Raw genomic sequence first — 20874 nt, forward strand, 5'->3', positions numbered from 1 at the left:
GCTCGCTGACGACGCCACCGCCGTCGTCAGCGAACTCGTCACCAACGCGGTCGTCCACGCCGGAACGGCGGTCGAGATCGACTGGCGGCTGGAGGAGAGCGGCGCGTTCGTCGTGGAGGTCCACGACCAGCACCCCGCCCGCGCCCCGCGCGACCCCGACGGCGACACCTCGTACGACACCTCCGAGCACGGGCGCGGGCTGCGGCTGGTCGCCACCCTCGCGGAGTCCTGGGGCGTCACCTACCGCACCGGTCGCAAGACCGTCTGGGCCTGCCTCCCGCCCGGCGGCACCGAGGAACCCGACGGCCCCGCGCCCGCCCCCGCGCTGATCGCCGCCGAGGCCCTCGCCCCGCAGCCGCAGCGCGGCGCGGGCGACCGGGACTGGCTCGGCCGGGGCGCGCTCACCTTCCTCGCCGAAGCCTCCGACCTGCTCGCCGGACAGCTCGACGAGAACCTGGTCGCCGCCCTCACCGGCCAGCTGATCGTGCCCCGGCTCGCGGACTGGTGCGCGATCTGGCTGGAGGACGAGGCGACCGTACGCGGCGGCGCGGACGGCCCCGCCCGCGTCTGGCACGCCAGCGAGAGCCGTATCGAGGACCTCCAGCGGGCCCTGGAGAAGGAGCCGCCGCGCTCCGGCCACGGTGTGCGCTCCGGCCCCCAGCCCTACCCCTGGCCCGGCACCGCGCTCGGCCCCGAGGGCACCCACGGCACCGCCCTCTCCTACCGGCTGATCGCCGGCGGCCGCCCGCTGGGCACCCTGCTCATCGGCCGCTGCGGACTGCTCGGCTTCCCCGACGAGGTCACCGGCCTGGTCGAGGATCTCGGCCGCCGGGTCGCCCTCGCCATCGGCGCCGCCCGCCAGTACGCCCGCCAGGCCACCATCAGCGCCGTCCTCCAGCGCGGACTGCTGCCCGGCGCCGTCGCCGAGATCCCCGGCATGACCAGCGCCCTCGTCTACGAACCCCGCGACCAGGGCGGCCCCAGCGGCGACTTCTACGACCTCTTCCCCGCCGGACAGGGCCGCTGGTGCTTCGCCGTCGGAGACGTCCAGGGCAAGGGGCCCGAGGCCGCCGTCGTCATCGGGCTCGCCCGGCCCTGGCTGCGCCTGCTCGCCCGCGAGGGGTACGGCGTGGCGGACGTCCTCGACCGCCTGAACCAGCTCCTCCTGGACGACGCCACCGAGGCCGCCGACGCCGCCGCCCGCGCCCTGATCGCCGCCGGGGGCGGACCCTTCGCCCCCGGCGACGGCCCGCAGACCCGCTTCCTGTCCCTGCTCTACGGCGAGCTGACCCCCGTTGCGGGCGGCGTCCGCTGCACCCTCGCCTCCGCCGGGCACCCGCTGCCCCTGGTGCTGGGCCCCGGCGGCGAGGTGCGTACCGTCGCCCGCCCGCAGACCCTGCTCGGCGTGGTGGAGGACGAGACCTACACCAGCGACACCATCGAGCTGCTCCCCGGCGACAGCCTGCTGTGCGTCACCGACGGGGTCACCGAGCGCCGCTCAGGCACCGACCAGTTCGACGACGGCGACGGCCTCGCTCAGGCCCTCTCCGGCTGCGCGGGCCTGAGCGCCGAGCACATCGCGGACCGCATCCGCGACCTCGTCCACGGCTTCGGCGAGGACGAGCCCGAGGACGACCTCGCCCTGCTGGTGCTCCAGGCCCAGTGAACGGGGCCGCGCGCCCGGTGCGGGACAATGGAGGACATGCCTTCCGCACTCCCCGACGGCGAGTCCGTCCCCGACGACGGCGCGCTGCCCGCCGCCGCGCTCGCCGGTGCCGCCGACCGGCCCCTCGGGTTCTATCTGCACGTCCCGTACTGCGCGACCCGCTGCGGCTACTGCGACTTCAACACCTACACCGCCACCGAGCTGCGCGGCACGGGCGGTGTCCTCGCCTCGCGGGACAACTACGCGGACACCGTCGTGGAGGAGATCCGGCTCGCCCGCAAGGTGCTCGGCGACGACCCCCGCGAGGTCCGTACGGTCTTCGTCGGCGGCGGTACGCCCACCCTGCTGGCCGCCGGGGACCTGGTACGGATGCTGGGCGCGATCCGGGACGAGTTCGGCCTCGCCCCCGACGCCGAGATCACCACCGAGGCCAACCCGGACTCCGTCGACCCGGCCTACCTCGCCACCCTGCGCGAAGGCGGCTTCAACCGGCTCTCCTTCGGCATGCAGAGCGCCAAGCCGCACGTACTCCAGATCCTGGACCGCACCCACACCCCCGGCCGTCCCGAGGCATGCGTGGCCGAAGCCCGCGCGGCCGGGTTCGGCCACGTCAACCTCGATCTGATCTACGGCACCCCCGGCGAGTCCGACGACGACTGGCGCGCCTCCCTGGAGGCCGCCCTCGGCGCGGGCCCCGACCACATCAGCGCCTACGCCCTGATCGTCGAGGAGGGCACCCAGCTCGCCCGGCGCATCCGGCGCGGCGAGGTCCCGATGACCGACGACGACGTGCACGCCGACCGGTACCTCATCGCCGAGGAACTGCTCACCGCGGCCGGTATGCACTGGTACGAGGTCTCCAACTGGGCCACCACCGAGGCGGCCCGCTGCCTGCACAACGAGCTGTACTGGCGCGGCGCCGACTGGTGGGGCGCGGGCCCCGGCGCCCACAGCCACGTCGGCGGGGTGCGCTGGTGGAACGTCAAGCATCCCGGCGCCTACGCGGCCGCCCTCGCCGCCGGCCGCACCCCCGGCGCGGGCCGCGAACTCCTCTCCGAGGAGGACCGCAGGGTGGAGCGCATCCTCCTGGAACTCCGCCTCCGCGACGGCGTCCCGCTGACCCTGCTCAGGCCGGCCGGTCTGGCCGCCGCCGACCGCGCCCTGGCGGACGGCCTCCTGAACCCCGGGCCCTACGCCGAGGGCCGCGCCACCCTCACCCTGCGCGGACGGCTGCTGGCGGACGCGGTGGTGCGGGATCTGGTGGACTGATCACTCGCCGGGGTGAATGACTGCGGAACGCCGGTTTGGTCCATAACCTGGTTCGTAAGCTGCCGCTGACCATAAGCGGCGAATGTGGAGGCCACGGAGATGACCGCTGTGGACGAACGTGGAGTCGCGGAGTTCTTCGAGGGATTCGTCCCGCCCGACGGACTCAAGGTGGAGCTTCTGCGGGGGGAAATCGTGATGATGCCGAACCCGGATCTGGTGCACAACCTCATCGTGTTGCTCACGCAGAGGCAGATTCCGTTGCATCGCTGGTATCCCCTGCAGACGCAGGATGTCGACATCGTCGACGAAGCCAGTGAGCCCGTCCCGGATCTCGTGGTCGTGGCTCCTGAAGTCCTGCCCCCTTCAGGACGGCTCCTCCCGGCGAGCCTGGTCACCATGGTCGTCGAGGTGGTGTCCAAGACCAGCGTCGAGCGGGACTACAGCGTCAAGCGATCGATCTATGCCGCTGCCGGTATTCCGGTCTACCTGATCATCGACCCGATCATGGCGCAGTGTGTCCTGCTGGAGAAGCCCACGGGTGAAGGGGAGCGGGCCGACTACAAGAGGCAGAGCAAGCACCAATTCGGTGAGACGCTGACGCCCGAGGCGCTCGGCATCGAAATTGACACCAGCGGTTTCGGAACGCTCCCCGACGTCAAGCCTCGCCGCTTCCCGTTGCTGTGACGAAGTCGATCAGTTCCTCCACCCGCCCCAGCAGCTCCGGCTCCAGCTCCCGGTAGGACGTCACCTTTGCCAGGATCGCCTGCCACACCGCGCCGGTGTTCTCCGGCCAGCCCAGCGCCTTGCAGACGCCCTTCTTCCAGTCCTGGCCGTGGGGGACGCGGGGCCAGGCGGGGATGCCCAGAGCTGAGGGCTTCACCGCCTCCCAGATGTCGATGTACGGGTGGCCGACCACCAGGGCGTGCTCACTGGTGACCGACCGGGCGATGCGCCACTCCTTGGTGCCGGGCAGGAGATGGTCCACCAGGACGCCCAGGCGGGCGTCCGCGTCCGGGGCGAATTCGGCCACGATCGAGGGCAGGTCGTCCACGCCCTCCAGGTACTCCACGACGACGCCCTCGATGCGCAGGTCGTCGCCCCACACCTTCTCGACCAGCTCGGCGTCGTGCCTGCCCTCGACGTAGATCCGTCCCGCGCGTGCCACGCGTGCGCGGGCGCCGGGGACGGCGATCGAGCCGGAGGCGGTGCGCACGGGCCTCGCCGGGGCGGCGGCGGGCGGGCGGACCAGGGTGACCGGGCGGCCCTCCAGCAGGAAGCCGCCCGGCTCCAGCGGGAACACCCGGTGCTTGCCGAAGCGGTCCTCCAGCGTCACCGTGCCCGCCTCGCAGCGGATCACCGCCCCGCAGAACCCGGTACCGGGCTCCTCCACCACCAGCCCCGGCTCCGCCGCGACCTCGGGCACGGGCTTCGGCTTCTTCCAGGGGGCGGTCAGATCGGGGGAGTACTCGCGCATTCTGATGACCATAGGAGAAGCAGCCGCCCGGCACTCAGGACACGCCGAAACGCGCTGCCAGGGCGTCCCGCTGGCGCCGTACGAAGGCCGCGTCGACCACCGCTCCGTGACCGGGCACGTACAGCGCGTCCTCGCCGCCGAGGGCCAGCAGCCGGTCCAGCGCGGCCGGCCAGCGGGACGGCACCGCGTCCGGACCCGCCTGCGGTCCGCCGGACTCCTCGACCAGGTCGCCGCAGAAGACGACCTCGGGGGAGCCGGGCACCAGCACCGCGAGATCGTGGGCGGTGTGACCTGGGCCCACGTTGGCCAGCAGCGCCTGGCACCCGCCCCCGAGGTCGAGCGTCCACTCGCCGGAGACCGTGTGCGCGGGCGGGACCAGGGCGTGGACGGCGGCCTCCGCCTCCCCGGCCGGGACCCCGTGCTCGACCGCGTCCCGCCGCAGCGCATCCCGCTCGTGCCCGGACACCACGTCCAGCCCGACCGCGCCGTAGACCTCCGCGCCGGCGAACGCGGGAGAGCCAAGGACATGATCGAAATGAGGGTGGGTCAGCGCGAGATGGGTCACATCCCGCCCGGCCAGCGTCCGCACCGCCGACCGCAGCGCGGCCCCCTCGGCCAGGCTCGACCCCGCGTCCACCACCAGCGCCGTGCCCGCGCCCACCACCAGCCCCACCGTGCAGTCCCAGCCCGGCAGCCGGCACCGGCCCACCCCTTCGGCCAGGCGCTCCCACCCGAGGTCTTCCCAAGTCACGGTCATGCCCGCACGCTAGCCGGGGACAAGCCGGGCGGACCGCACCGACCTTGCCCGGTGAGCACCCCCCGGCCGTACACTGGCGGGGGGAGTCTGGCACTCGCACGCGCAGAGTGCCAGGTGGTACACCGTGAGGACCGTGGGCGACGTGATGGAGGTGCGCATGCTGAGCGAACGCAGGCTGCAGGTACTGCGCGCCATCGTGCAGGACTATGTCGGCACCGAGGAGCCCGTCGGCTCCAAGGCCCTCACCGAACGGCACAGCCTCGGCGTCTCCCCGGCCACCGTGCGCAACGACATGGCCGCGCTGGAGGAGGAGGGGTTCATCGCCCAGCCGCACACCAGCGCCGGGCGCATCCCCACCGACAAGGGCTACCGGCTCTTCGTCGACAAGCTCGCCGGTGTGAAGCCGATGACGGCGCCGGAGCGGCGCGCGATCCAGAACTTCCTGGAGGGCGCCGTCGACCTGGACGACGTCGTGGCCCGCACCGTCCGGCTGCTCGCGCAGCTGACCCGGCAGGTCGCCGTCGTGCAGTACCCCTCGCTGACCCGGTCCACGGTCCGCCATGTGGAACTGCTCTCACTCGCGCCCGCCCGCGTGATGCTCGTGCTGATCACGGACACCGGCCGGGTGGAGCAGCGGATGGTCGACTGCCCCGCGCCGTTCGGGGACGCGTCGCTCGCGGATCTGCGCGCGCGGCTCAACAGCAAGGTGGCCGGACGCCGCTTCAGCGACGTACCGCGACTGGTCGAGGACCTCCCCGATGCCTTCGAGGCGGAGGATCGCGGTACGGTTTCCACAGTGCTCTCCACCCTGCTGGAGACACTGGTCGAGGAGAACGAGGAACGGCTGATGATCGGCGGCACCGCCAATCTCACCCGTTTCGGACATGACTTCCCCCTGGTGATCCGGCCCGTGCTGGAGGCCCTGGAGGAACAGGTCGTGCTCCTCAAACTCCTCGGCGAAGCCAAGGATCCGGGCGTGACCGTGCGTATCGGGCACGAGAACGCCCACGAGGGACTCAACTCCACGTCCGTCGTGTCGGTCGGCTACGGTTCGGGCGGCGAGGCGGTTGCCAAGCTCGGCGTGGTCGGACCGACCCGCATGGACTATCCGGGAACGATGGGAGCGGTACGCGCAGTGGCACGGTACGTCGGACAGATCCTGGCGGAGTCGTAAGTGGCCACGGATTACTACGCCGTTCTCGGCGTGCGCCGCGACGCGTCGCAGGATGAGATCAAGAAGGCGTTCCGCAGGCTCGCGCGCGAGCTGCATCCGGACGTCAATCCCGATCCGAAGACCCAGGAGCGGTTCAAGGAGATCAACGCCGCCTACGAGGTGCTGTCGGACCCGCAGAAGAAGCAGGTCTACGACCTCGGCGGCGACCCCCTCTCGCAGGCCGGCGGCGCCGGTGGCGCGGGCGGCTTCGGGGCCGGCGGCTTCGGCAACTTCTCCGACATCATGGACGCGTTCTTCGGCACGGCGTCGCAGCGCGGACCGCGCTCGCGCACCCGGCGCGGCCAGGACGCGATGATCCGGATCGAGGTCGAGCTGGACGAGGCGGCCTTCGGCACGACCAAGGACATCCAGGTCGACACCGCGGTCGTCTGCAACACCTGCAGTGGCGAGGGCGCGGCCCCCGGCACCTCCGCGCAGACCTGTGACATGTGCCGCGGCCGCGGCGAGGTCTCGCAGGTCACCCGGTCCTTCCTGGGCCAGGTCATGACCTCGCGCCCCTGCCCGCAGTGCCAGGGCTTCGGCACCGTGGTCCCGACCCCGTGCCCCGAGTGCGCGGGCGACGGGCGGGTCCGCTCCCGGCGCACCCTGACCGTGAAGATCCCCGCCGGTGTCGACAACGGCACCCGCATCCAGCTCGCGGGCGAGGGCGAGGTCGGCCCCGGCGGCGGCCCCGCCGGCGACCTGTACGTGGAGATCCACGAACTGCCGCACTCCACCTTCCAGCGGCGCGGCGACGACCTGCACTGCACGGTCACCATCCCCATGACGGCCGCGGCCCTCGGCACCAAGGTGCCGCTGGAGACGCTGGACGGCATGGAGGAGGTCGACATCCGGCCCGGCACCCAGTCCGGCCAGTCGATCCCGCTGCACACCCGGGGCGTCACGCATCTGCGCGGCGGCGGCCGGGGTGACCTGATCGTGCATGTCGAGGTCACCACCCCGACGAAGCTCGACGCCGAGCAGGAGCGGGTGCTGCGGGAGCTGTCCAAGCTGCGCGGCGAGGAGCGGCCCACGGGGCAGTTCCAGCCCGGCCAGCAGGGACTGTTCTCCCGGCTGAAGGACGCGTTCAACGGACGCTGAGGTCGGGGGGCGTGCCGCGCCCCCCGATCCCGGCCGGCCCGATTCGGACTTGTCAGGCGGACATGACACCATGCGGGCATGTCCTCCGCGCTGGCCGATCTCGTCGTGCACCCGATCGTGCAGGCCCCCATGGCGGGCGGTGTCGCGGTGCCGGAACTGGCGGCCGCCGTCTCCGAGGCCGGAGGGCTCGGCTTCCTCGCCGCCGGCTACAAGACCGCCGACGGCATGTACCGGGAGATCAAGCGCCTGCGCGGGCTGACCAGCCGCCCCTTCGGCGTCAACGTCTTCCTGCCCCAGCCCGCCCACGCCGAGTCCGGCGCCGTCGACCTGTACGCGCAGCAACTGGCCGGTGAGGCCGCCTGGTACGAGACCGGGGCGGGCACCCCCGACGGCTGCCGCGACGACGGCTACGACGCCAAGCTCGCCGTCCTGCTGGACGATCCCGTCGCCGCCGTCTCCTTCCACTTCGGCGTGCCCGACCCGGAGGCGCTGGCCGCGCTGCGCCGGGCCGGGACGGTCACGCTGGTCACCGCCACCACCGTCGAGGAGGCCCGTGCGGCGGAGCGGGCCGGCGCGGACGCGGTGATCGCGCAGGGCATCGAGGCGGGCGGCCACCAGGGCACCCACCGCGACCTCGCGGAGAACGACGGCACCGGGCTCGGCCTGCTTGCTCTGCTCACCCAGGTCGCGCAGGCCGTCGAGATCCCGGTGGTGGCCGCCGGAGGCATCATGCGGGGCGCCCAGATCGCCGCCGTGCTCGCCGCCGGCGCGACCGCCGCCCAGCTCGGCACCGCGTTCCTCGCCACCCCCGAGTCCGGCGCCCCCGAGATCCACAAGCGGGCGCTGACCGACCCGGTGTTCCCGCGCACCGAGCTGACCCGCGCCTTCTCCGGACGCCCGGCGCGGGCCCTGACCAACCGCTTCCTGCGCGAGCACGGACCCTACGCCCCGGCCGCCTACCCCGATGTGCACCAGCTGACCGCGCCGCTGCGCAAGGCCGCCACCGCCGCCGGGGACGCCCAGGGCATGTCGCTGTGGGCGGGCCAGGGCCACCGGCTGGCCCGCCCGCTGCCCGCGGCCGAACTCGTCCGCACCCTCGCCGCCGAACTCAACCTCGTACGCGGTGAGTCCGGGCGCCGGCACAGACCCGGCCGAACCCAAGGAGGGGACGCGCGATGACCGCGCCCGTCTTCGTCGTCGAGCACTTCCGCACAGACGGCACCCGGTACGTACTCGACGGTGCCGAGGGGCGGCACGCCGTCTCCGTGAAGCGGCTGGAGCCCGGCGAGGAGGTCGTCCTGACCGACGGCGCCGGGCGCCACGCGGTGGGCGAGGTCACCGGCACCGAGGGCAAGGACCGGCTGATCGTCGCACTCGGCGAGGTCCGTGAGGAGCCCGAGCCCCGGCCGCGTATCACCGTCGTCCAGGCGCTGCCCAAGGGCGACCGGGGCGAACTCGCCGTGGAGACCATGACCGAGACCGGGGTCGACCGGATCGTGCCCTGGCAGGCGTCCCGCTGCATCACCCGGTGGAAGGGCGAGCGGGGACTGAAGGCGCTCGGCAAGTGGCGCTCCACCGCCCGCGAGGCGGGCAAGCAGTCCCGCCGGGTCCGCTTCCCCGAGGTCGCTTACCCGGCGACGACCAAGGAGGTGGCGGCACTTCTCGCGCGGGCCGACTTCGCCGCCGTGCTGCACTCCGACTTCGGGCACGAGAGCGCCCCGCTCGCCACCGCCGAACTCCCCGCCGAGGGCGAGATCGTGCTCGTCGTCGGCCCCGAAGGAGGCGTCGCCCGGGACGAGCTTGCCCTCTTCGAGGAGGCGGGCGCCCGCGCCTGCGTGCTCGGACCGTCCGTGCTGCGCACCTCCACCGCCGGGACCGCCGCGACGGCCCTCCTGCTGGGCCGCACCGGCCGGTGGTCCTGATGGAACTCGCCCAGGTCCGGCTGCTCGTCACGGACTTCCCCGCCTGCTACCGCTTCTACGCCGAAGTCCTCGGCCTGCGCCCCCAGTCGGGCGCTGCCGAGGGCCCGTACGAGAAGTTCAGCCCGCACGCCGGGTCCGCCGGGATCGCCCTGCAGGACCGGGCGTCGATGGCCGAGGTGCTCGCCGAACTGGGGGAGACCGCCACCGGCCACCGCTCACTGGTCGTGCTCCGGGTGGACGATCTCGACTCCTACTGCGCCGACATCACCGCCCGGGGTGCCGAACTGGCCCACGGCCCGGCTCCGTTCACCGACCGGATGCGGGTGGCTCATCTCCGGGACCCGGAGGGGAACCTGGTGGAGTTGCAGGAGTGGCTGCTGCTGCGCGGCTGACGGCCGGCAGCGGCTCCCCTCCGTTCACCTCGCCGGCCGCCACCCCGCGTCGGCGCGTACGGCGGTGCCGTCCCGGTGCCGGGTCAGCACCTCCCGGTGCCGACCGCCGCCGGTGCCGGACCGACCAGCGGTACGCGGTGCCGTCCGGCAGGGTCAGGTGCGTGAGTCGGCGTTCGTCGTCGCGCACGGGGGCAGCGTAGCGAGGACCGCACGTTCGGGTGACTGGCTTCATGCGGCCTTCCCCCCGGGGGGAGTCGGTGGGACGCTGGGTCGTATGGGGGCATCGAGGTGGATTCGCCGTGGTCCGCGTCCCGTGCGGCTGCTGGCCGTGACCGGGCTCGCCGTGCTGGCCGCCGGGACCGTGACGGCCTGTCAGCCGGGGGAGCTGGGGGCGGCCTCGGTCGCGTACACCACCGACTCGACCGCCACCGACGCGCTGAAGAGGCGTGATGTGAACGTGAGTTGGCTGACCTGTACGGGGCGGCAGGGTGGCGGGCAGGCGAGTGGGTCGCCCAGCGGCTCCACCGTCGTCACCGTCGACTGCCAGGGCCGCACCAAGGACGGGCGGGACATAGCCGTCACCGGCAGGGTGACCCGGGCGGTGAACGGCGCCTGTGTGCGCGGGAATCTCACCGCCGAGGTCGGCGGACGCCGGGTGTTCCGGGTCAGCGGACTCGGCGACTGCGACGCCGCCCCCGCCTACACCCCGCCCGCCACCTACCGCCCGCCCGGACAGCCCCGGCCCACGGTGACCGTCACCGTCACCCGCACCCTGTGGTGCGAGAACGACCCCGCGTGCCGGCCCGTCGAGGGCAAGTAGCTCAGGAGTGATCCATACCGGGTCCCCGGCGATCAACGCCGCCCCCTCGCCGGCGAGGAGCCGCTGCGGCACCACGCCTGGGCTGCCGACCGCCGCCCCCACGCCCACGAACGCTCCGGCGCGCCCCCAGGACCGGGCGAGGTCGGAGGACCGTCAACTGGACGAACCACGCCGCCCCCGCGCCCGAACCACTAGGATGCCGAAGGCAAAGATCATCGGCGAAAGCGAGCGCGGCGAATGGCCGGCGAACCTCAGGACGACTGCATCTTCTGCGGCATCATCGCGGGCAAGATCCCCGCAGACGTGGTCCGCGAGACGGACACCACACTCGCCTTCCGGGACATAAACCCCCAGGCCCCCACCCACATCCTGGTGATCCCCAAGGCCCACTACGAGAACGCCGCGGAACTCGCCGCGGAAGCCCCGCAGCTCGCCGCGGACGTGCTCGCGGAGACCCGTGGAGTCGCCGAAGGCGAATCGCTGGAGAGCTACCGCACCGTCTTCAACACCGGCGGCGGCGCCGGTCAGACCGTCTGGCACGCCCACGCGCACGTCCTCGGCGGCCGCGGCCTGCGATGGCCCCCCGGATAACCCGTCATGTCCGCACGTGAACTGGTGGTCCTCGGCACCGCCAGCCAGGTCCCGACCCGCCACCGCAACCACAACGGCTACCTGCTGCGCTGGGACGGCGAGGGCATCCTCTTCGATCCCGGCGAGGGCACCCAGCGGCAGCTGCTGCGCGCCGGGGCCGCCGCGCACGACCTGAACCGGATCTGCGTCACCCACTTCCACGGCGACCACAGCCTGGGCCTGGCCGGGGTGATCCAGCGGATCAACCTGGACCGGGTGCCGCACGAGATCACCGCGCACTACCCGCGCTCCGGGCAGCGCTTCTTCGACCGGCTGCGGTACTCCACCGCCTACCGGGAGACGGTCGACCTCACCGAGGCACCCGTCGACACGGACGGCCCCCTCGCCACCACCCCCTCCTACACCCTGGAGGCCCACCGGCTGTCCCACCCGGTGGAGTCCTACGGCTACCGGCTGACCGAGCCCGACCGGCGGCGCATGCTGCCCGACCGGCTCGCCGCGCACGGCATCTCAGGCCCCGACGTGGGCCGCATCCAGCGCGAGGGCTCGCTCGGCGGGGTCGCGCTGGAGGAGGTCAGCGAGACACGGCGCGGGCAGCGGTTCGCGTTCGTCATGGACACCCGGCTGTGCGAGGGCGTGCGCACCCTCGCCGACGGCTGCGACCTGCTCGTCATCGAGTCCACCTTCCTGGACGAGGACGTGACCCTCGCCGAGGACCACGGCCATCTGACGGCCGGCCAGGCCGCGACCGTGGCCCGGGACGCCGGGGTGCGGCACCTCGTCCTCACCCACTTCAGCCAGCGCTACTCCGATGCCGCCGAGTTCGGGCGGCAGGCCCGCGCGGCCGGGTTCGAGGGCGAGCTGACCGTGGCCCGCGACCTGGACCGCGTGCCGCTCCCCAAGCGCGGCTGAGCGTCCGGACGCGGGCGTACGATGCTTCGATGCCCCTCCCCAAAGCTGAACTGCACCTGCATATCGAAGGCACACTGGAGCCTGAGCTTGCGTTCCGACTGGCCGAGCGCAATGGCGTCGAGCTTCCCCACGCCGACACCGAGGCCCTGCGCGAGGCGTACCGGTTCGAGGACCTCCAGTCCTTCCTGAACCTGTACTACGAGCTGATGGCCGTCCTGCACACCGAGCGGGACTTCGAGGAGCTGGCCGACGCCTATCTCGCCCGCGCCGCCGCGCAGGGTGTGCGGCACGCGGAGATCTTCTTCGACCCGCAGGCCCACCTCGCGCGCGGGCTGGAGATGGGCACCGTGATCGAGGGGCTGTGGCGGGCGCTGGGCCGCAGCGAGGAGACCCACGGCATCTCCACCAGGCTGATCATGTGCTTCCTGCGGGACGAGTCCGCCGAGTCGGCGCTCGCCACGCTGGACGCGGCGAAGCCGTACCTGGACCGCCTCACCGGTGTCGGTCTGGACTCCGCCGAGGTGGGCAACCCGCCGGAGAAGTTCCGCGAGGTCTACGACGCCGCCGCCGTGCTCGGGCTGCGGCGCGTGGCGCACGCCGGTGAGGAGGGGCCGCCGGAGTACGTCGTCCAGGCCCTCGACCTGCTCGGGGTGGAGCGGGTCGACCACGGGCTGCGGTCCATGGAGGACCCGGCACTGGTCGAGCGGCTGGTCCGGGAGCGCATCCCGCTGACCCTGTGCCCGCTGTCCAACGTCCGCCTGCGCGCGGTCGGCACGCTGGCCGACCACCCGCTCCCGGCGATGCTCGACGCGGGGCTGATGTGCACGGTGAACTCCGACGACCCCGCCTACTTCGGCGGCTACCTGGGCGACAACTTCCACGCCGTCCGCGACACCCTCGGTCTCTCCACGGACCGGATGCGCGAACTGGCCCGCAACTCCTTCCTCGCCTCCTTCCTGGAGGACGACGAGCCCCGCCGGGCGCGGTACCTGGCGGAGGTCGAGGCGTACGAGTTCCCCGGCCGGAAGGCGTAGTCAGACGGGGACGGTCGCGGTGGGGGTGTCCGTGAGGGGGCTGATCCGCACCACCGGGATGCCCTTGGCGGACAGATCCCGGACGGTGACACCCCCGACCGCGACCGGCCGCTCCCTGAAGGCCACATCCCTGGCGGCCACGTCCGTGCTGACCGGGTCCGTGACGACCGGGTCCGGCACGGGGGCCGACCTGAGCGGGATCTCCACGACCTGCGGGCGGCGGGGTGCCGTCCTGAGGGCGACGGCGGACATCGGGACCGCCGCCAGCAGCAGGAGCGCCGCCAGGATCTCGCCCGTCGCCGGGAAGCCCGCACGGGCGGAGAGCAGGCTGCCGGTCAGCGGACCGGCCGCCGTGCCCAGCGAAGCGGCGGAGCCGACCAGCACCGCCCAGCGGCCGCGCGGGTCCAGGGCGGCGGCCAGGCTGATGACGTAGGACAGCACCACCGGGTAGCAGAGGTTCCACGCGATCTCGCCCAGCGCGAAGGACGGCAGATCGGTGGCCGAGGCGCTGACCGCGACGCAGCCCGCGATGAACGCCGTACCCAGCCCGATCGGCAGCGCGCGCCCGAGGCGCCGGCCGAGCACGCCCGCGCCGGCCACGCCCACCAGCCCCGCGCCCAGCGCGACCGCGAACACCACGCCGACCGTGATCTCCGTGAGGTGCGCCTGCCCGAGACCGATGCGCCCGCTGACGCCCCACAGCGCGTTCTGCGCCAGTGACCAGCAGGGCATCGCGGCGGCCAGCAGCAGCCCGGACCGGCGGTGGGGGAGCGGCCGGCGTGTGACGGCGGAACCGGCCGCCGGAGCGGTACGGGCGGGCAGGCACCCGGTGAACGGCCAGACCGCGAGCGCGGTCAGCGCGACCGCGCCGAGCGGCAGACCGTGGCCGGGGCCCAGACGCGGGATCGTCAGATAGAGGGCGCCCGCCAGAGCGGAGACCGCGAGCAGCCCCGACGTGGTGGCCCGGTGCGGATCGCGCCGCGCGGCGATACCGGCGGCGGCGACCGCCGTCATCGTCCCGGAGCCGAAGCCCCCGGCCACCATGCCCAGCACCACGGCGGGGACGGAGTCGGTGAGGGCGGCCGAGCCGTAGCCGAGCACGGCCAGGGTGAGCCCCAGCCGGGCGAGCGCGCGGGCGCCGAACCGGTCCACGCGAGCGGCCGGCGTGAACCCGGCCGACGCCGAACTCAGCAGCAGGGCGCTGCCGATGGCACCGGCCTGGGTGGCGGACAGCGGCAGCGCGCCGTCGAGACGGCCGACCGTGGTCGGCAGGAGGTACGAGGCGAGGTACCCGGCCGTGAAGAGGGCGACGAGGGGCCGGGGGATGGAGCGGGGGGCGACCACGGGCGTTCCCAGGGCAGGCGTGAGCGACAGCTCGACGAGGGGTGAAGACGAGGGGTGAGGACGAGGGGTGAAGGAGAGGGAAGGGCGACGGCCGTCTGTTCGACTGGAGCGCGCGGGCAAGCTGTGTCAGCGCGCGGTTTCGAGGAGAAGTCCGGCCGATGTGAGTCAGATCACTATCACGCCTGGGCCGCACCGCTGCGGGTCGGCGCAGTGGATTTCGTTCTCGAACGCCCGGACGTTGATCGCACAGAACTCCGGCATACGCTATGGTTGCTCACGTCGCGGTCGCCGGAACTCCCGGTGGCGGACAGTGCGTTGGTGGTCCAAGGAAAGACGCCCCGCTTCCTGCGGGGAAATGCAGGTGCAAGGCCTGCCCGGCGCTCCGAACAGAGCCCCATCCCGCTTCGGTCGGGGTGGGGCTCTTCACTGCGCGCCCCCGCTCCGCGCCGCCCCGCTTCCGTACGCGCCCCGCCGCTCCCGCCTTCCGCACAAACCGCGCCCCCCGCCTGCGGGCACGCCTCCCCTCGTGGATCACCGCGTTCACCGGGTTCCTCTCCTCCCGCGGTCCGCCGTTCCCCAGCCGGGAGCCCGCCGGTGACTCCGCACCCCCGCGAGCCCCCCGCAACCATCCAGTTCCGGCCGCCTGACCCTCGGTCACCCGGCGGGGCGTGGTGCACACTGGCCAGATCCGTACCACGTCAGGGAGCCCGTACTGATGCCGTCCCATGCGATCGCCGGAGAGGAAGCCGGAGGAGAACCGGAGCACCTCACCCAGACGGCGCGCCACCAGGCCCAGATCGACCCGCTGGCCGCCCTGCGCGCCCCTGGCGACCCGCCCTGGGACGTCTACCTCACCGGCACCGTCTTCCTGGACATCGTCTTCACCGGCCTGGACACCGCCCCCGTACGCGGCACCGAGTCGTGGGCACGCGGGATGGGCTCCAGCCCCGGCGGCGTCGCCAACATGGCCGCCGCCCTCGCCCGCCTCGGCCTGCGCACCTCCCTCGCGGCTGCCTTCGGGGACGACCACTACGGGGAGTACTGCTGGGACGCGCTCGCCCGGGGCGAGGGCATCGACCTCACCCCCTCCCGCACGGTGCCCGGCTGGCACTCACCGGTCACCGTCTCCATGGCGTACGAGGGTGAGCGCACGATGATCTCCCACGGCCACGAGCCGCCGCCCGAGGAGACCGCGCCGGACTGCCCGCCCCCGGCCCGCGCCGCCGTCGCCTCCCTCACCCCCGGCCGCCGGGCCCCCTGGATCGCGCAGGCCGCCCGCGAGGGCACCCGGATCTTCGCCGACGTCGGCTGGGACGACACCGGTGCCTGGGATCTCGCGGGGCTCGCCGACCTGGAGTACTGCGAGGCGTTCCTGCCCAACGCGGAGGAGGCGATGCGGTACACCGGCGCCACCTGCCCCAAGGCGGCCGCGCACGCCCTCACCGAACTCGTACCGGTCGCCGTCGTCACCCTCGGCGCGGAGGGTGCCTACGCGGTGGACCGGCGCACCGGCGAGACCGCCGAGGTGCCCGCCATCGCGGTGGAGGCCCTCGATCCCACCGGCGCGGGGGACGTCTTCGTGGCCGGTTTCGTCACCGGCACCCTCGCCGGCTGGCCCCTCGCCGACCGACTCGCCCTCGCCGGCCTCACCGCCGCCCTCTCCGTCCAGGAGTTCGGCGGCTCCCTCTCCGCCCCCGGCTGGTCCGAGGTCGGCGCCTGGTGGCGGCGCGTCCAGTCCCTGGAGACCCAGAACCCCGCGGCCCTGCGCCGCTACGCCTTCCTGGACCCCCTGGTCCCCGCCCACCTCGACCGCCCCTGGCCCCTACGCCGAGCGGTCCCCACCATCGGCTTCGGCCGCACCACATGAACCCCCCCCCACCAAACCCACCCCCCCGCCACCAGAAGCCACCCGGACGAACCCCGCCCCCCCCGATCCCGCACCCACCCCCGGGCAACCCCCCCGCTCCCCGCCAAGGCGGCGCAGCCACCCGCACGGGCGAAAACCGCTGCCGCGTTGACGGCCCCCCGGCGTACTCTGGACGTGCGAGGCCGCCATAAGGGGGGCGGCCGTGACGAGGAGGACACGCAGGCCATCAGCGCCGGCCCATGACTCAGACACCGACAGCTCACACCTCCGCACAGGACCAGGCGAGAGCACGGATCAGCGTTCCCGCACAGCACCCGATGGTGACCGTGCTGGGCTCCGGCGACTCCCTCCTGCGCGTGATCGAGAAGGCTTTCCCGGCGGCCGACATCCATGTCCGGGGCAACGAGATCAGCGCGGTCGGCGACCCGGCGGAAGTCGCCCTGGTCCAGCGCGTGTTCGACGAGATGATGCTGGTGCTCCGCACCGGGCAGCCGATGACGGAGGACGCTGTGGAACGCTCGATCGCCATGCTCAAGGCGAGCCAGGAGGGTACGAGCGACGGCCCCGAGACCCCGGCCGAGGTGCTGACGCAGAACATCCTGTCCTCGCGCGGCCGCACGATCCGCCCGAAGACCCTGAACCAGAAGCGCTACGTCGACGCCATCGACAAGCACACCATCGTCTTCGGCATCGGCCCCGCCGGAACCGGCAAGACCTACCTGGCCATGGCGAAGGCCGTACAGGCGCTCCAGTCCAAGCAGGTCAACCGCATCATCCTCACCCGCCCCGCGGTCGAGGCCGGAGAACGCCTCGGCTTCCTCCCCGGCACCCTGTACGAGAAGATCGACCCGTACCTGCGCCCGCTCTACGACGCCCTCCACGACATGCTCGACCCCGACTCCATCCCCCGCCTGATGGCAGCGGGCACGATCGAGGTCGCCCCGCTGGCATACATGCGTGGACGTACGCTCAATGACGCCTTCATCATCCTGGACGAGGCTCAGAACACCAGTCCCGAGCAGATGAAGATGTTCCTGACCCGGCTCGGCTTCGAATCGAAGATCGTCATCACCGGTGACGTGACCCAGGTCGACCTGCCCGGCGGTACCAAGAGCGGGCTGCGGCAGGTGCAGGAGATCCTGGAGGGCGTCGAGGACGTCCACTTCTCCCGGCTGACGTCGCAGGACGTCGTCCGGCACAAGCTGGTGGGCCGTATCGTCGACGCGTACGAGAAGTACGACAGCCACCAGGGCACGGGCAGACCCGACGCCAAGGGCTCCAAGGGGAAGTAGACCAGCACGACCATGTCGATCGACGTCAACAACGAGTCCGGCACCGAGGTGGACGAGCAGGCGGTGCTCGACATCGCCCGCTACGCGCTCGCCCGGATGCGCATCCACCCGCTCTCCGAACTGTCGGTGATCGTCGTGGACGCCGACGCGATGGAGCAGCTGCACATCCAGTGGATGGACCTGCCCGGTCCCACGGACGTGATGTCGTTCCCGATGGACGAGCTGCGTCCGCCGGGCAAGGACGACGAGGAGCCCCCGCCGGGTCTCCTCGGCGACATCGTCCTGTGCCCGGAGGTCGCCGCCCAGCAGGGCAAGGACGCGCCGACCCAGCACTCCATGGACGAGGAACTGCAACTGCTCACCGTCCACGGCGTGCTGCACCTCCTCGGCTACGACCACGAGGAGCCGGACGAGAAGGCCGAGATGTTCGGCCTCCAGGCCGCCATCGTCGACGGCTGGCGGACCGAGCGCGGGCTGACCGGGCCGTCGCCCGCGCCCACCGTCTCGTAGGGCGGCCGGTAACCGAATGAGTCCGCAGATCGTGACCGGCGCGGTCGCGCTGATCGTCGTCGCCTGGCTCGCCGCCTGCGCCGAGGCGGGCATCGCCCGCGTCTCCAGCTTCCGCGCCGAGGAGGCCGTCAAGTCCGGCCGGCGCGGCAGCGGCAAGCTGGCGCAGATCGCCGCCGACCCCACCCGCTATCTCAACGTGGCGCTGCTGCTGCGCGTCGCCTGCGAGATGGCCGCCGCCGCCCTCGTCACCTACGGCTGCCTCCGCGCGTTCGACGCCACCTGGCAGGCCCTGCTGGTCGCCATCGCCGTGATGGTCCTGGTGTCGTACGTCGCCGTCGGTGTCTCGCCGCGCACCATCGGCCGTCAGCACCCGCTGAGCACGGCAACCGCGGCCGCCTACGTACTGCTGCCGCTGGCCCGCGTCATGGGCCCGGTGCCCTCGCTGCTGATCCTCATCGGCAACGCGCTCACCCCCGGCAAGGGCTTCCGGCGCGGCCCGTTCGCCTCCGAGGCGGAGCTGCGCGCGATGGTCGACCTCGCCGAGCAGGAGTCGCTGATCGCCGACGAGGAGCGCCGCATGGTGCACTCCGTCTTCGAGCTGGGCGACACCCTGGTCCGCGAGGTGATGGTGCCGCGCACGGACCTCGTCGTCATCGAGCGGTACAAGACCATCCGGCAGGCCCTCACCCTCGCCCTGCGCTCCGGGTTCTCCCGTATCCCGGTCACCGGGGAGAGCGAGGACGACATCGTCGGCATCGTGTATCTGAAGGACCTGGTCCGCAAGACGCACATCAACCGGGACGCCGAGAACGACCTGGTCTCCACCGCGATGCGCCCCGCCGTGTTCGTCCCCGACACCAAGAACGCGGGCGACCTGCTGCGCGAGATGCAGAAGGAACGCAACCACGTCGCCGTCGGCATCGACGAGTACGGCGGCACCGCCGGCATCGTCACCATCGAGGACATCCTGGAGGAGATCGTCGGCGAGATCACCGACGAGTACGACCGGGAACTCCCGCCCGTGGAGGATCTCGGCGAGGGCCGCCACCGCGTCACCGCCCGCCTGGACATCACCGACCTCGGCGAGCTGTACGGGCTGGAGGAGTACGACGACGAGGACGTGGAGACCGTGGGCGGACTGCTCGCCAAGGCGCTGGGCCGCGTGCCCATCGCCGGTGCGAGCGCCGAGGTCGAACTGCCCGACGAGCGACGGCTGAAGCTGACCGCCGAGGCCGCCGCCGGACGCCGGAACAAGATCGTGACGGTGCTGGTCGAGCCCGCCGGGGTCCCGGCGCGGGAGGAGAGCACGGAATGACGCCCCAGGAGCTGCGCGCCCTGTGCCTGTCCTTCAACGCGGTGACGGAGGAGTTCCCCTTCAACCCGGACACCTCGGTCTTCAAGGTGCTGGGCAAGATGTTCGCCCTCGCGGCACTGGACGCGCGGCCCCTGACGGTCAACCTCAAGTGCGACCCGGAGGACGCCCCGCGCCTCCGCGCCGACCACGAGGGCCTGATCGCGCCGGGCTACCACATGAACAAACGGCACTGGAACACCGTCACGGTGGGCTCCGGCCTGCCCGACGCCCTGCCCGACGCCCTGGTGGAGGAGCTGGTCGAGGACTCCTACGACCTCGTCGTCGCGGGCCTGCCGAAGGCCGAGCGGCTGAAGCTCGACCGCCCCTGAAAACCCCTGCGGGGCGCCGGTGACCCCGTGTCAGAATCCGCCGCATGACACCTCGCTGTCCACGCCCCCTGCGCCCCGGAGACCGTATCGGCGTGACCTCGCCCTCCAGTGGCGTCCCGGACGCCCTGCGCGGCCGGCTCGACGTGGCCGTGGCCGACCTGAAGGCGCGCGGGTACGAGGTGACGGTCGGCCGGTGCATGGACGGCTCCGGCCACCTCAGCGCCCCGGCCGCCGAGCGGGCCGCCGAACTCACCGCGATGCTCACCGACCCGGGGATCCGGGCCGTGGTGCCCCCGTGGGGCGGCGAGACCGGCATCGACCTGCTGCCGCTGCTGGACTTCGCGGAGATCGGCCGGGCCGAACCGACCTGGGTCGTCGGCTACTCCGACGTCTCCGCCCTGCTCGCCCCGCTGACCCTGCTGTCCGGGCTGGCCACCGTGCACGGCAACAACCTCATGGACACCCCCTACGGAACGCCTGCGGGCCTGCTGTCCTGGCTGGACATCGTGGCCGCGCCGCAGGGTGAGCCGTTCACCCAGACCCCGCCCGGCCGGTACCGCGCCGGCGGCTGGGACGACTACGTCCGCCACCCCGGGGTCCGCGACCTCACGCTGGACACGGCGGGCACCTGGACCCGGCTGGACGGCACCGGGGACGTGGACGTGAGCGGCCGGCTGATCGGCGGCTGCACCGAGATCCTGGCCAACCTCACCGGGACGCCGTACCTGGACACCGCGTCCTTCGCCCCCGGCGAGCCCCTCCTCGTCTACGTCGAAGCCTGCGAGGACAACGCGTTCAGCATCTGCCGGAATCTGCACGGCATGCGGCTCGCCGGATTCTTCGACCGGGCCGCCGCGATCCTGGTCGGCCGCACCAAGGCCCCCGACGCCCCGACCCTGAGCCAGCACGAGGCGGTGCTCGACGCGCTCGGCCCGCTGGGCGTGCCGATCGTCGCGGATGTGGAGTGCGGGCATGTCGCCCCGTATCTGCCGCTGGTCAACGGCGCGCGCGGCCGCGTGGAGCACAC

At 72.8% G+C, this 20874-nt stretch carries 21 protein-coding genes; 18 read left to right on the forward strand and 3 right to left on the reverse strand.

What is annotated here, in order from left to right; translation table 11 throughout:
- From ACFWN1_RS20650 to ACFWN1_RS20660, 3 genes are all read left to right on the forward strand, one after another.
- Positions 1-1666 (forward strand): SpoIIE family protein phosphatase (locus ACFWN1_RS20650; protein ID WP_384363895.1); only part of this gene is annotated, 1666 nt, incomplete at its 5' end.
- A 36-nt stretch (positions 1667-1702) separates the two neighbouring features.
- Positions 1703-2935 carry a radical SAM family heme chaperone HemW gene (gene hemW, locus ACFWN1_RS20655; protein WP_384363897.1) on the forward strand — a complete coding sequence of 411 codons (1233 nt, stop codon included), beginning with the start codon at positions 1703-1705 and terminating at the stop codon, positions 2933-2935.
- A 99-nt stretch (positions 2936-3034) separates the two neighbouring features.
- Positions 3035-3619: a Uma2 family endonuclease gene (locus ACFWN1_RS20660; RefSeq protein ID WP_384363899.1), complete on the forward strand. Its 585-nt coding sequence runs from the start codon at positions 3035-3037 to the stop codon at positions 3617-3619.
- Here ACFWN1_RS20660 and ACFWN1_RS20665 read toward each other — a convergent pair.
- On the reverse strand, positions 3591-4409 hold the full coding sequence (locus ACFWN1_RS20665; protein ID WP_384363901.1) for a DUF3097 domain-containing protein: 819 nt from the start codon (positions 4407-4409) through the stop codon (positions 3591-3593). The two genes, ACFWN1_RS20660 and ACFWN1_RS20665, sit on opposite strands and share 29 nt — an antisense overlap.
- A 34-nt stretch (positions 4410-4443) precedes the next feature.
- Complete coding sequence (locus ACFWN1_RS20670) at positions 4444-5166, reverse strand: MBL fold metallo-hydrolase (protein ID WP_384363903.1); 723 nt, start codon at positions 5164-5166, stop codon at positions 4444-4446.
- 157 nt (positions 5167-5323) lie between these two features.
- Here ACFWN1_RS20670 and hrcA point away from each other — a divergent pair, with 157 nt between their 5' ends.
- The 9 genes from hrcA to ACFWN1_RS20715 all read left to right on the forward strand — a co-directional run bounded on the left by hrcA (position 5324) and on the right by ACFWN1_RS20715 (position 13151).
- A complete protein-coding gene (gene hrcA / locus ACFWN1_RS20675; protein ID WP_384363933.1) occupies positions 5324-6340 on the forward strand; it encodes a heat-inducible transcriptional repressor HrcA in 1017 nt (338 codons plus the stop codon).
- A complete protein-coding gene (gene dnaJ / locus ACFWN1_RS20680) occupies positions 6341-7480 on the forward strand; it encodes a molecular chaperone DnaJ (protein ID WP_031179596.1) in 1140 nt (379 codons plus the stop codon).
- A 78-nt stretch (positions 7481-7558) separates the two neighbouring features.
- Entirely contained in the window at positions 7559-8659 is a 1101-nt protein-coding gene (locus ACFWN1_RS20685; protein WP_384363905.1) for a nitronate monooxygenase, read from the forward strand.
- Complete coding sequence (locus ACFWN1_RS20690) at positions 8656-9402, forward strand: 16S rRNA (uracil(1498)-N(3))-methyltransferase (protein ID WP_384363907.1); 747 nt, start codon at positions 8656-8658, stop codon at positions 9400-9402. The genes ACFWN1_RS20685 and ACFWN1_RS20690 overlap by 4 nt, the downstream gene beginning before the upstream one ends.
- On the forward strand, positions 9402-9794 hold the full coding sequence (locus tag ACFWN1_RS20695; RefSeq protein ID WP_384363909.1) for a VOC family protein: 393 nt from the start codon (positions 9402-9404) through the stop codon (positions 9792-9794). The genes ACFWN1_RS20690 and ACFWN1_RS20695 overlap by 1 nt, the downstream gene beginning before the upstream one ends.
- Before the next feature lie 274 nt (positions 9795-10068).
- A complete protein-coding gene (locus ACFWN1_RS20700) occupies positions 10069-10614 on the forward strand; it encodes a hypothetical protein (protein ID WP_384363911.1) in 546 nt (181 codons plus the stop codon).
- A gap of 237 nt (positions 10615-10851) precedes the next feature.
- The gene (locus ACFWN1_RS20705) at positions 10852-11205 is read left to right on the forward strand and encodes a histidine triad nucleotide-binding protein (RefSeq protein ID WP_384363913.1); all 354 of its coding nucleotides are present in this window, start codon (positions 10852-10854) and stop codon (positions 11203-11205) included.
- A 6-nt stretch (positions 11206-11211) separates the two neighbouring features.
- A complete protein-coding gene (locus ACFWN1_RS20710; protein WP_384363915.1) occupies positions 11212-12117 on the forward strand; it encodes a ribonuclease Z in 906 nt (301 codons plus the stop codon).
- Positions 12118-12146: 29 nt separating this feature from the next.
- Entirely contained in the window at positions 12147-13151 is a 1005-nt protein-coding gene (locus ACFWN1_RS20715) for an adenosine deaminase (RefSeq protein ID WP_384363917.1), read from the forward strand.
- Here ACFWN1_RS20715 and ACFWN1_RS20720 read toward each other — a convergent pair whose 3' ends face one another.
- Entirely contained in the window at positions 13152-14495 is a 1344-nt protein-coding gene (locus tag ACFWN1_RS20720; RefSeq protein WP_384363919.1) for an MFS transporter, read from the reverse strand.
- Between the two features lie 715 nt (positions 14496-15210).
- On the opposite strand from ACFWN1_RS20720, the gene ACFWN1_RS20725 reads away from it, so the two are divergent.
- From ACFWN1_RS20725 to ACFWN1_RS20750, 6 genes are all read left to right on the forward strand, one after another.
- Positions 15211-16362: a carbohydrate kinase family protein gene (locus ACFWN1_RS20725; protein ID WP_384363921.1), complete on the forward strand. Its 1152-nt coding sequence runs from the start codon at positions 15211-15213 to the stop codon at positions 16360-16362.
- Between the two features lie 239 nt (positions 16363-16601).
- Entirely contained in the window at positions 16602-17654 is a 1053-nt protein-coding gene (locus ACFWN1_RS20730; protein ID WP_384363923.1) for a PhoH family protein, read from the forward strand.
- A gap of 12 nt (positions 17655-17666) precedes the next feature.
- Positions 17667-18164: an rRNA maturation RNase YbeY gene (gene ybeY, locus ACFWN1_RS20735; protein WP_384363925.1), complete on the forward strand. Its 498-nt coding sequence runs from the start codon at positions 17667-17669 to the stop codon at positions 18162-18164.
- 16 nt (positions 18165-18180) lie between these two features.
- Positions 18181-19479 carry a hemolysin family protein gene (locus ACFWN1_RS20740; protein WP_384363927.1) on the forward strand — a complete coding sequence of 433 codons (1299 nt, stop codon included), beginning with the start codon at positions 18181-18183 and terminating at the stop codon, positions 19477-19479.
- On the forward strand, positions 19476-19847 hold the full coding sequence (locus ACFWN1_RS20745; protein ID WP_384363929.1) for an MmcQ/YjbR family DNA-binding protein: 372 nt from the start codon (positions 19476-19478) through the stop codon (positions 19845-19847). The genes ACFWN1_RS20740 and ACFWN1_RS20745 overlap by 4 nt, the downstream gene beginning before the upstream one ends.
- Positions 19848-19891: 44 nt before the next feature.
- Positions 19892-20874 (forward strand): S66 peptidase family protein (locus ACFWN1_RS20750; protein WP_384363931.1); only part of this gene is annotated, 983 nt, incomplete at its 3' end.

The sequence above is a fragment of the Streptomyces sp. NPDC058459 genome (assembly GCF_042721685.1).
GTDB lineage: Bacteria > Actinomycetota > Actinomycetes > Streptomycetales > Streptomycetaceae > Streptomyces.

Coding starts and splice junctions, on each gene's coding strand:
- hemW (WP_384363897.1), top strand. CDS start 1,703: ATGCCTTCCGCACTCCCCGACGGCGAGTCCGTCCCCGACGACGGCGCG.
- ACFWN1_RS20660 (WP_384363899.1), top strand. CDS start 3,035: ATGACCGCTGTGGACGAACGTGGAGTCGCGGAGTTCTTCGAGGGATTC.
- ACFWN1_RS20665 (WP_384363901.1), bottom strand. CDS start 4,409: ATGCGCGAGTACTCCCCCGATCTGACCGCCCCCTGGAAGAAGCCGAAG.
- ACFWN1_RS20670 (WP_384363903.1), bottom strand. CDS start 5,166: ATGACCGTGACTTGGGAAGACCTCGGGTGGGAGCGCCTGGCCGAAGGG.
- hrcA (WP_384363933.1), top strand. CDS start 5,324: ATGCTGAGCGAACGCAGGCTGCAGGTACTGCGCGCCATCGTGCAGGAC.
- ACFWN1_RS20685 (WP_384363905.1), top strand. CDS start 7,559: ATGTCCTCCGCGCTGGCCGATCTCGTCGTGCACCCGATCGTGCAGGCC.
- ACFWN1_RS20690 (WP_384363907.1), top strand. CDS start 8,656: ATGACCGCGCCCGTCTTCGTCGTCGAGCACTTCCGCACAGACGGCACC.
- ACFWN1_RS20695 (WP_384363909.1), top strand. CDS start 9,402: ATGGAACTCGCCCAGGTCCGGCTGCTCGTCACGGACTTCCCCGCCTGC.
- ACFWN1_RS20700 (WP_384363911.1), top strand. CDS start 10,069: ATGGGGGCATCGAGGTGGATTCGCCGTGGTCCGCGTCCCGTGCGGCTG.
- ACFWN1_RS20705 (WP_384363913.1), top strand. CDS start 10,852: ATGGCCGGCGAACCTCAGGACGACTGCATCTTCTGCGGCATCATCGCG.
- ACFWN1_RS20710 (WP_384363915.1), top strand. CDS start 11,212: ATGTCCGCACGTGAACTGGTGGTCCTCGGCACCGCCAGCCAGGTCCCG.
- ACFWN1_RS20715 (WP_384363917.1), top strand. CDS start 12,147: ATGCCCCTCCCCAAAGCTGAACTGCACCTGCATATCGAAGGCACACTG.
- ACFWN1_RS20725 (WP_384363921.1), top strand. CDS start 15,211: ATGCCGTCCCATGCGATCGCCGGAGAGGAAGCCGGAGGAGAACCGGAG.
- ACFWN1_RS20730 (WP_384363923.1), top strand. CDS start 16,602: ATGACTCAGACACCGACAGCTCACACCTCCGCACAGGACCAGGCGAGA.
- ybeY (WP_384363925.1), top strand. CDS start 17,667: ATGTCGATCGACGTCAACAACGAGTCCGGCACCGAGGTGGACGAGCAG.
- ACFWN1_RS20740 (WP_384363927.1), top strand. CDS start 18,181: ATGAGTCCGCAGATCGTGACCGGCGCGGTCGCGCTGATCGTCGTCGCC.
- ACFWN1_RS20745 (WP_384363929.1), top strand. CDS start 19,476: ATGACGCCCCAGGAGCTGCGCGCCCTGTGCCTGTCCTTCAACGCGGTG.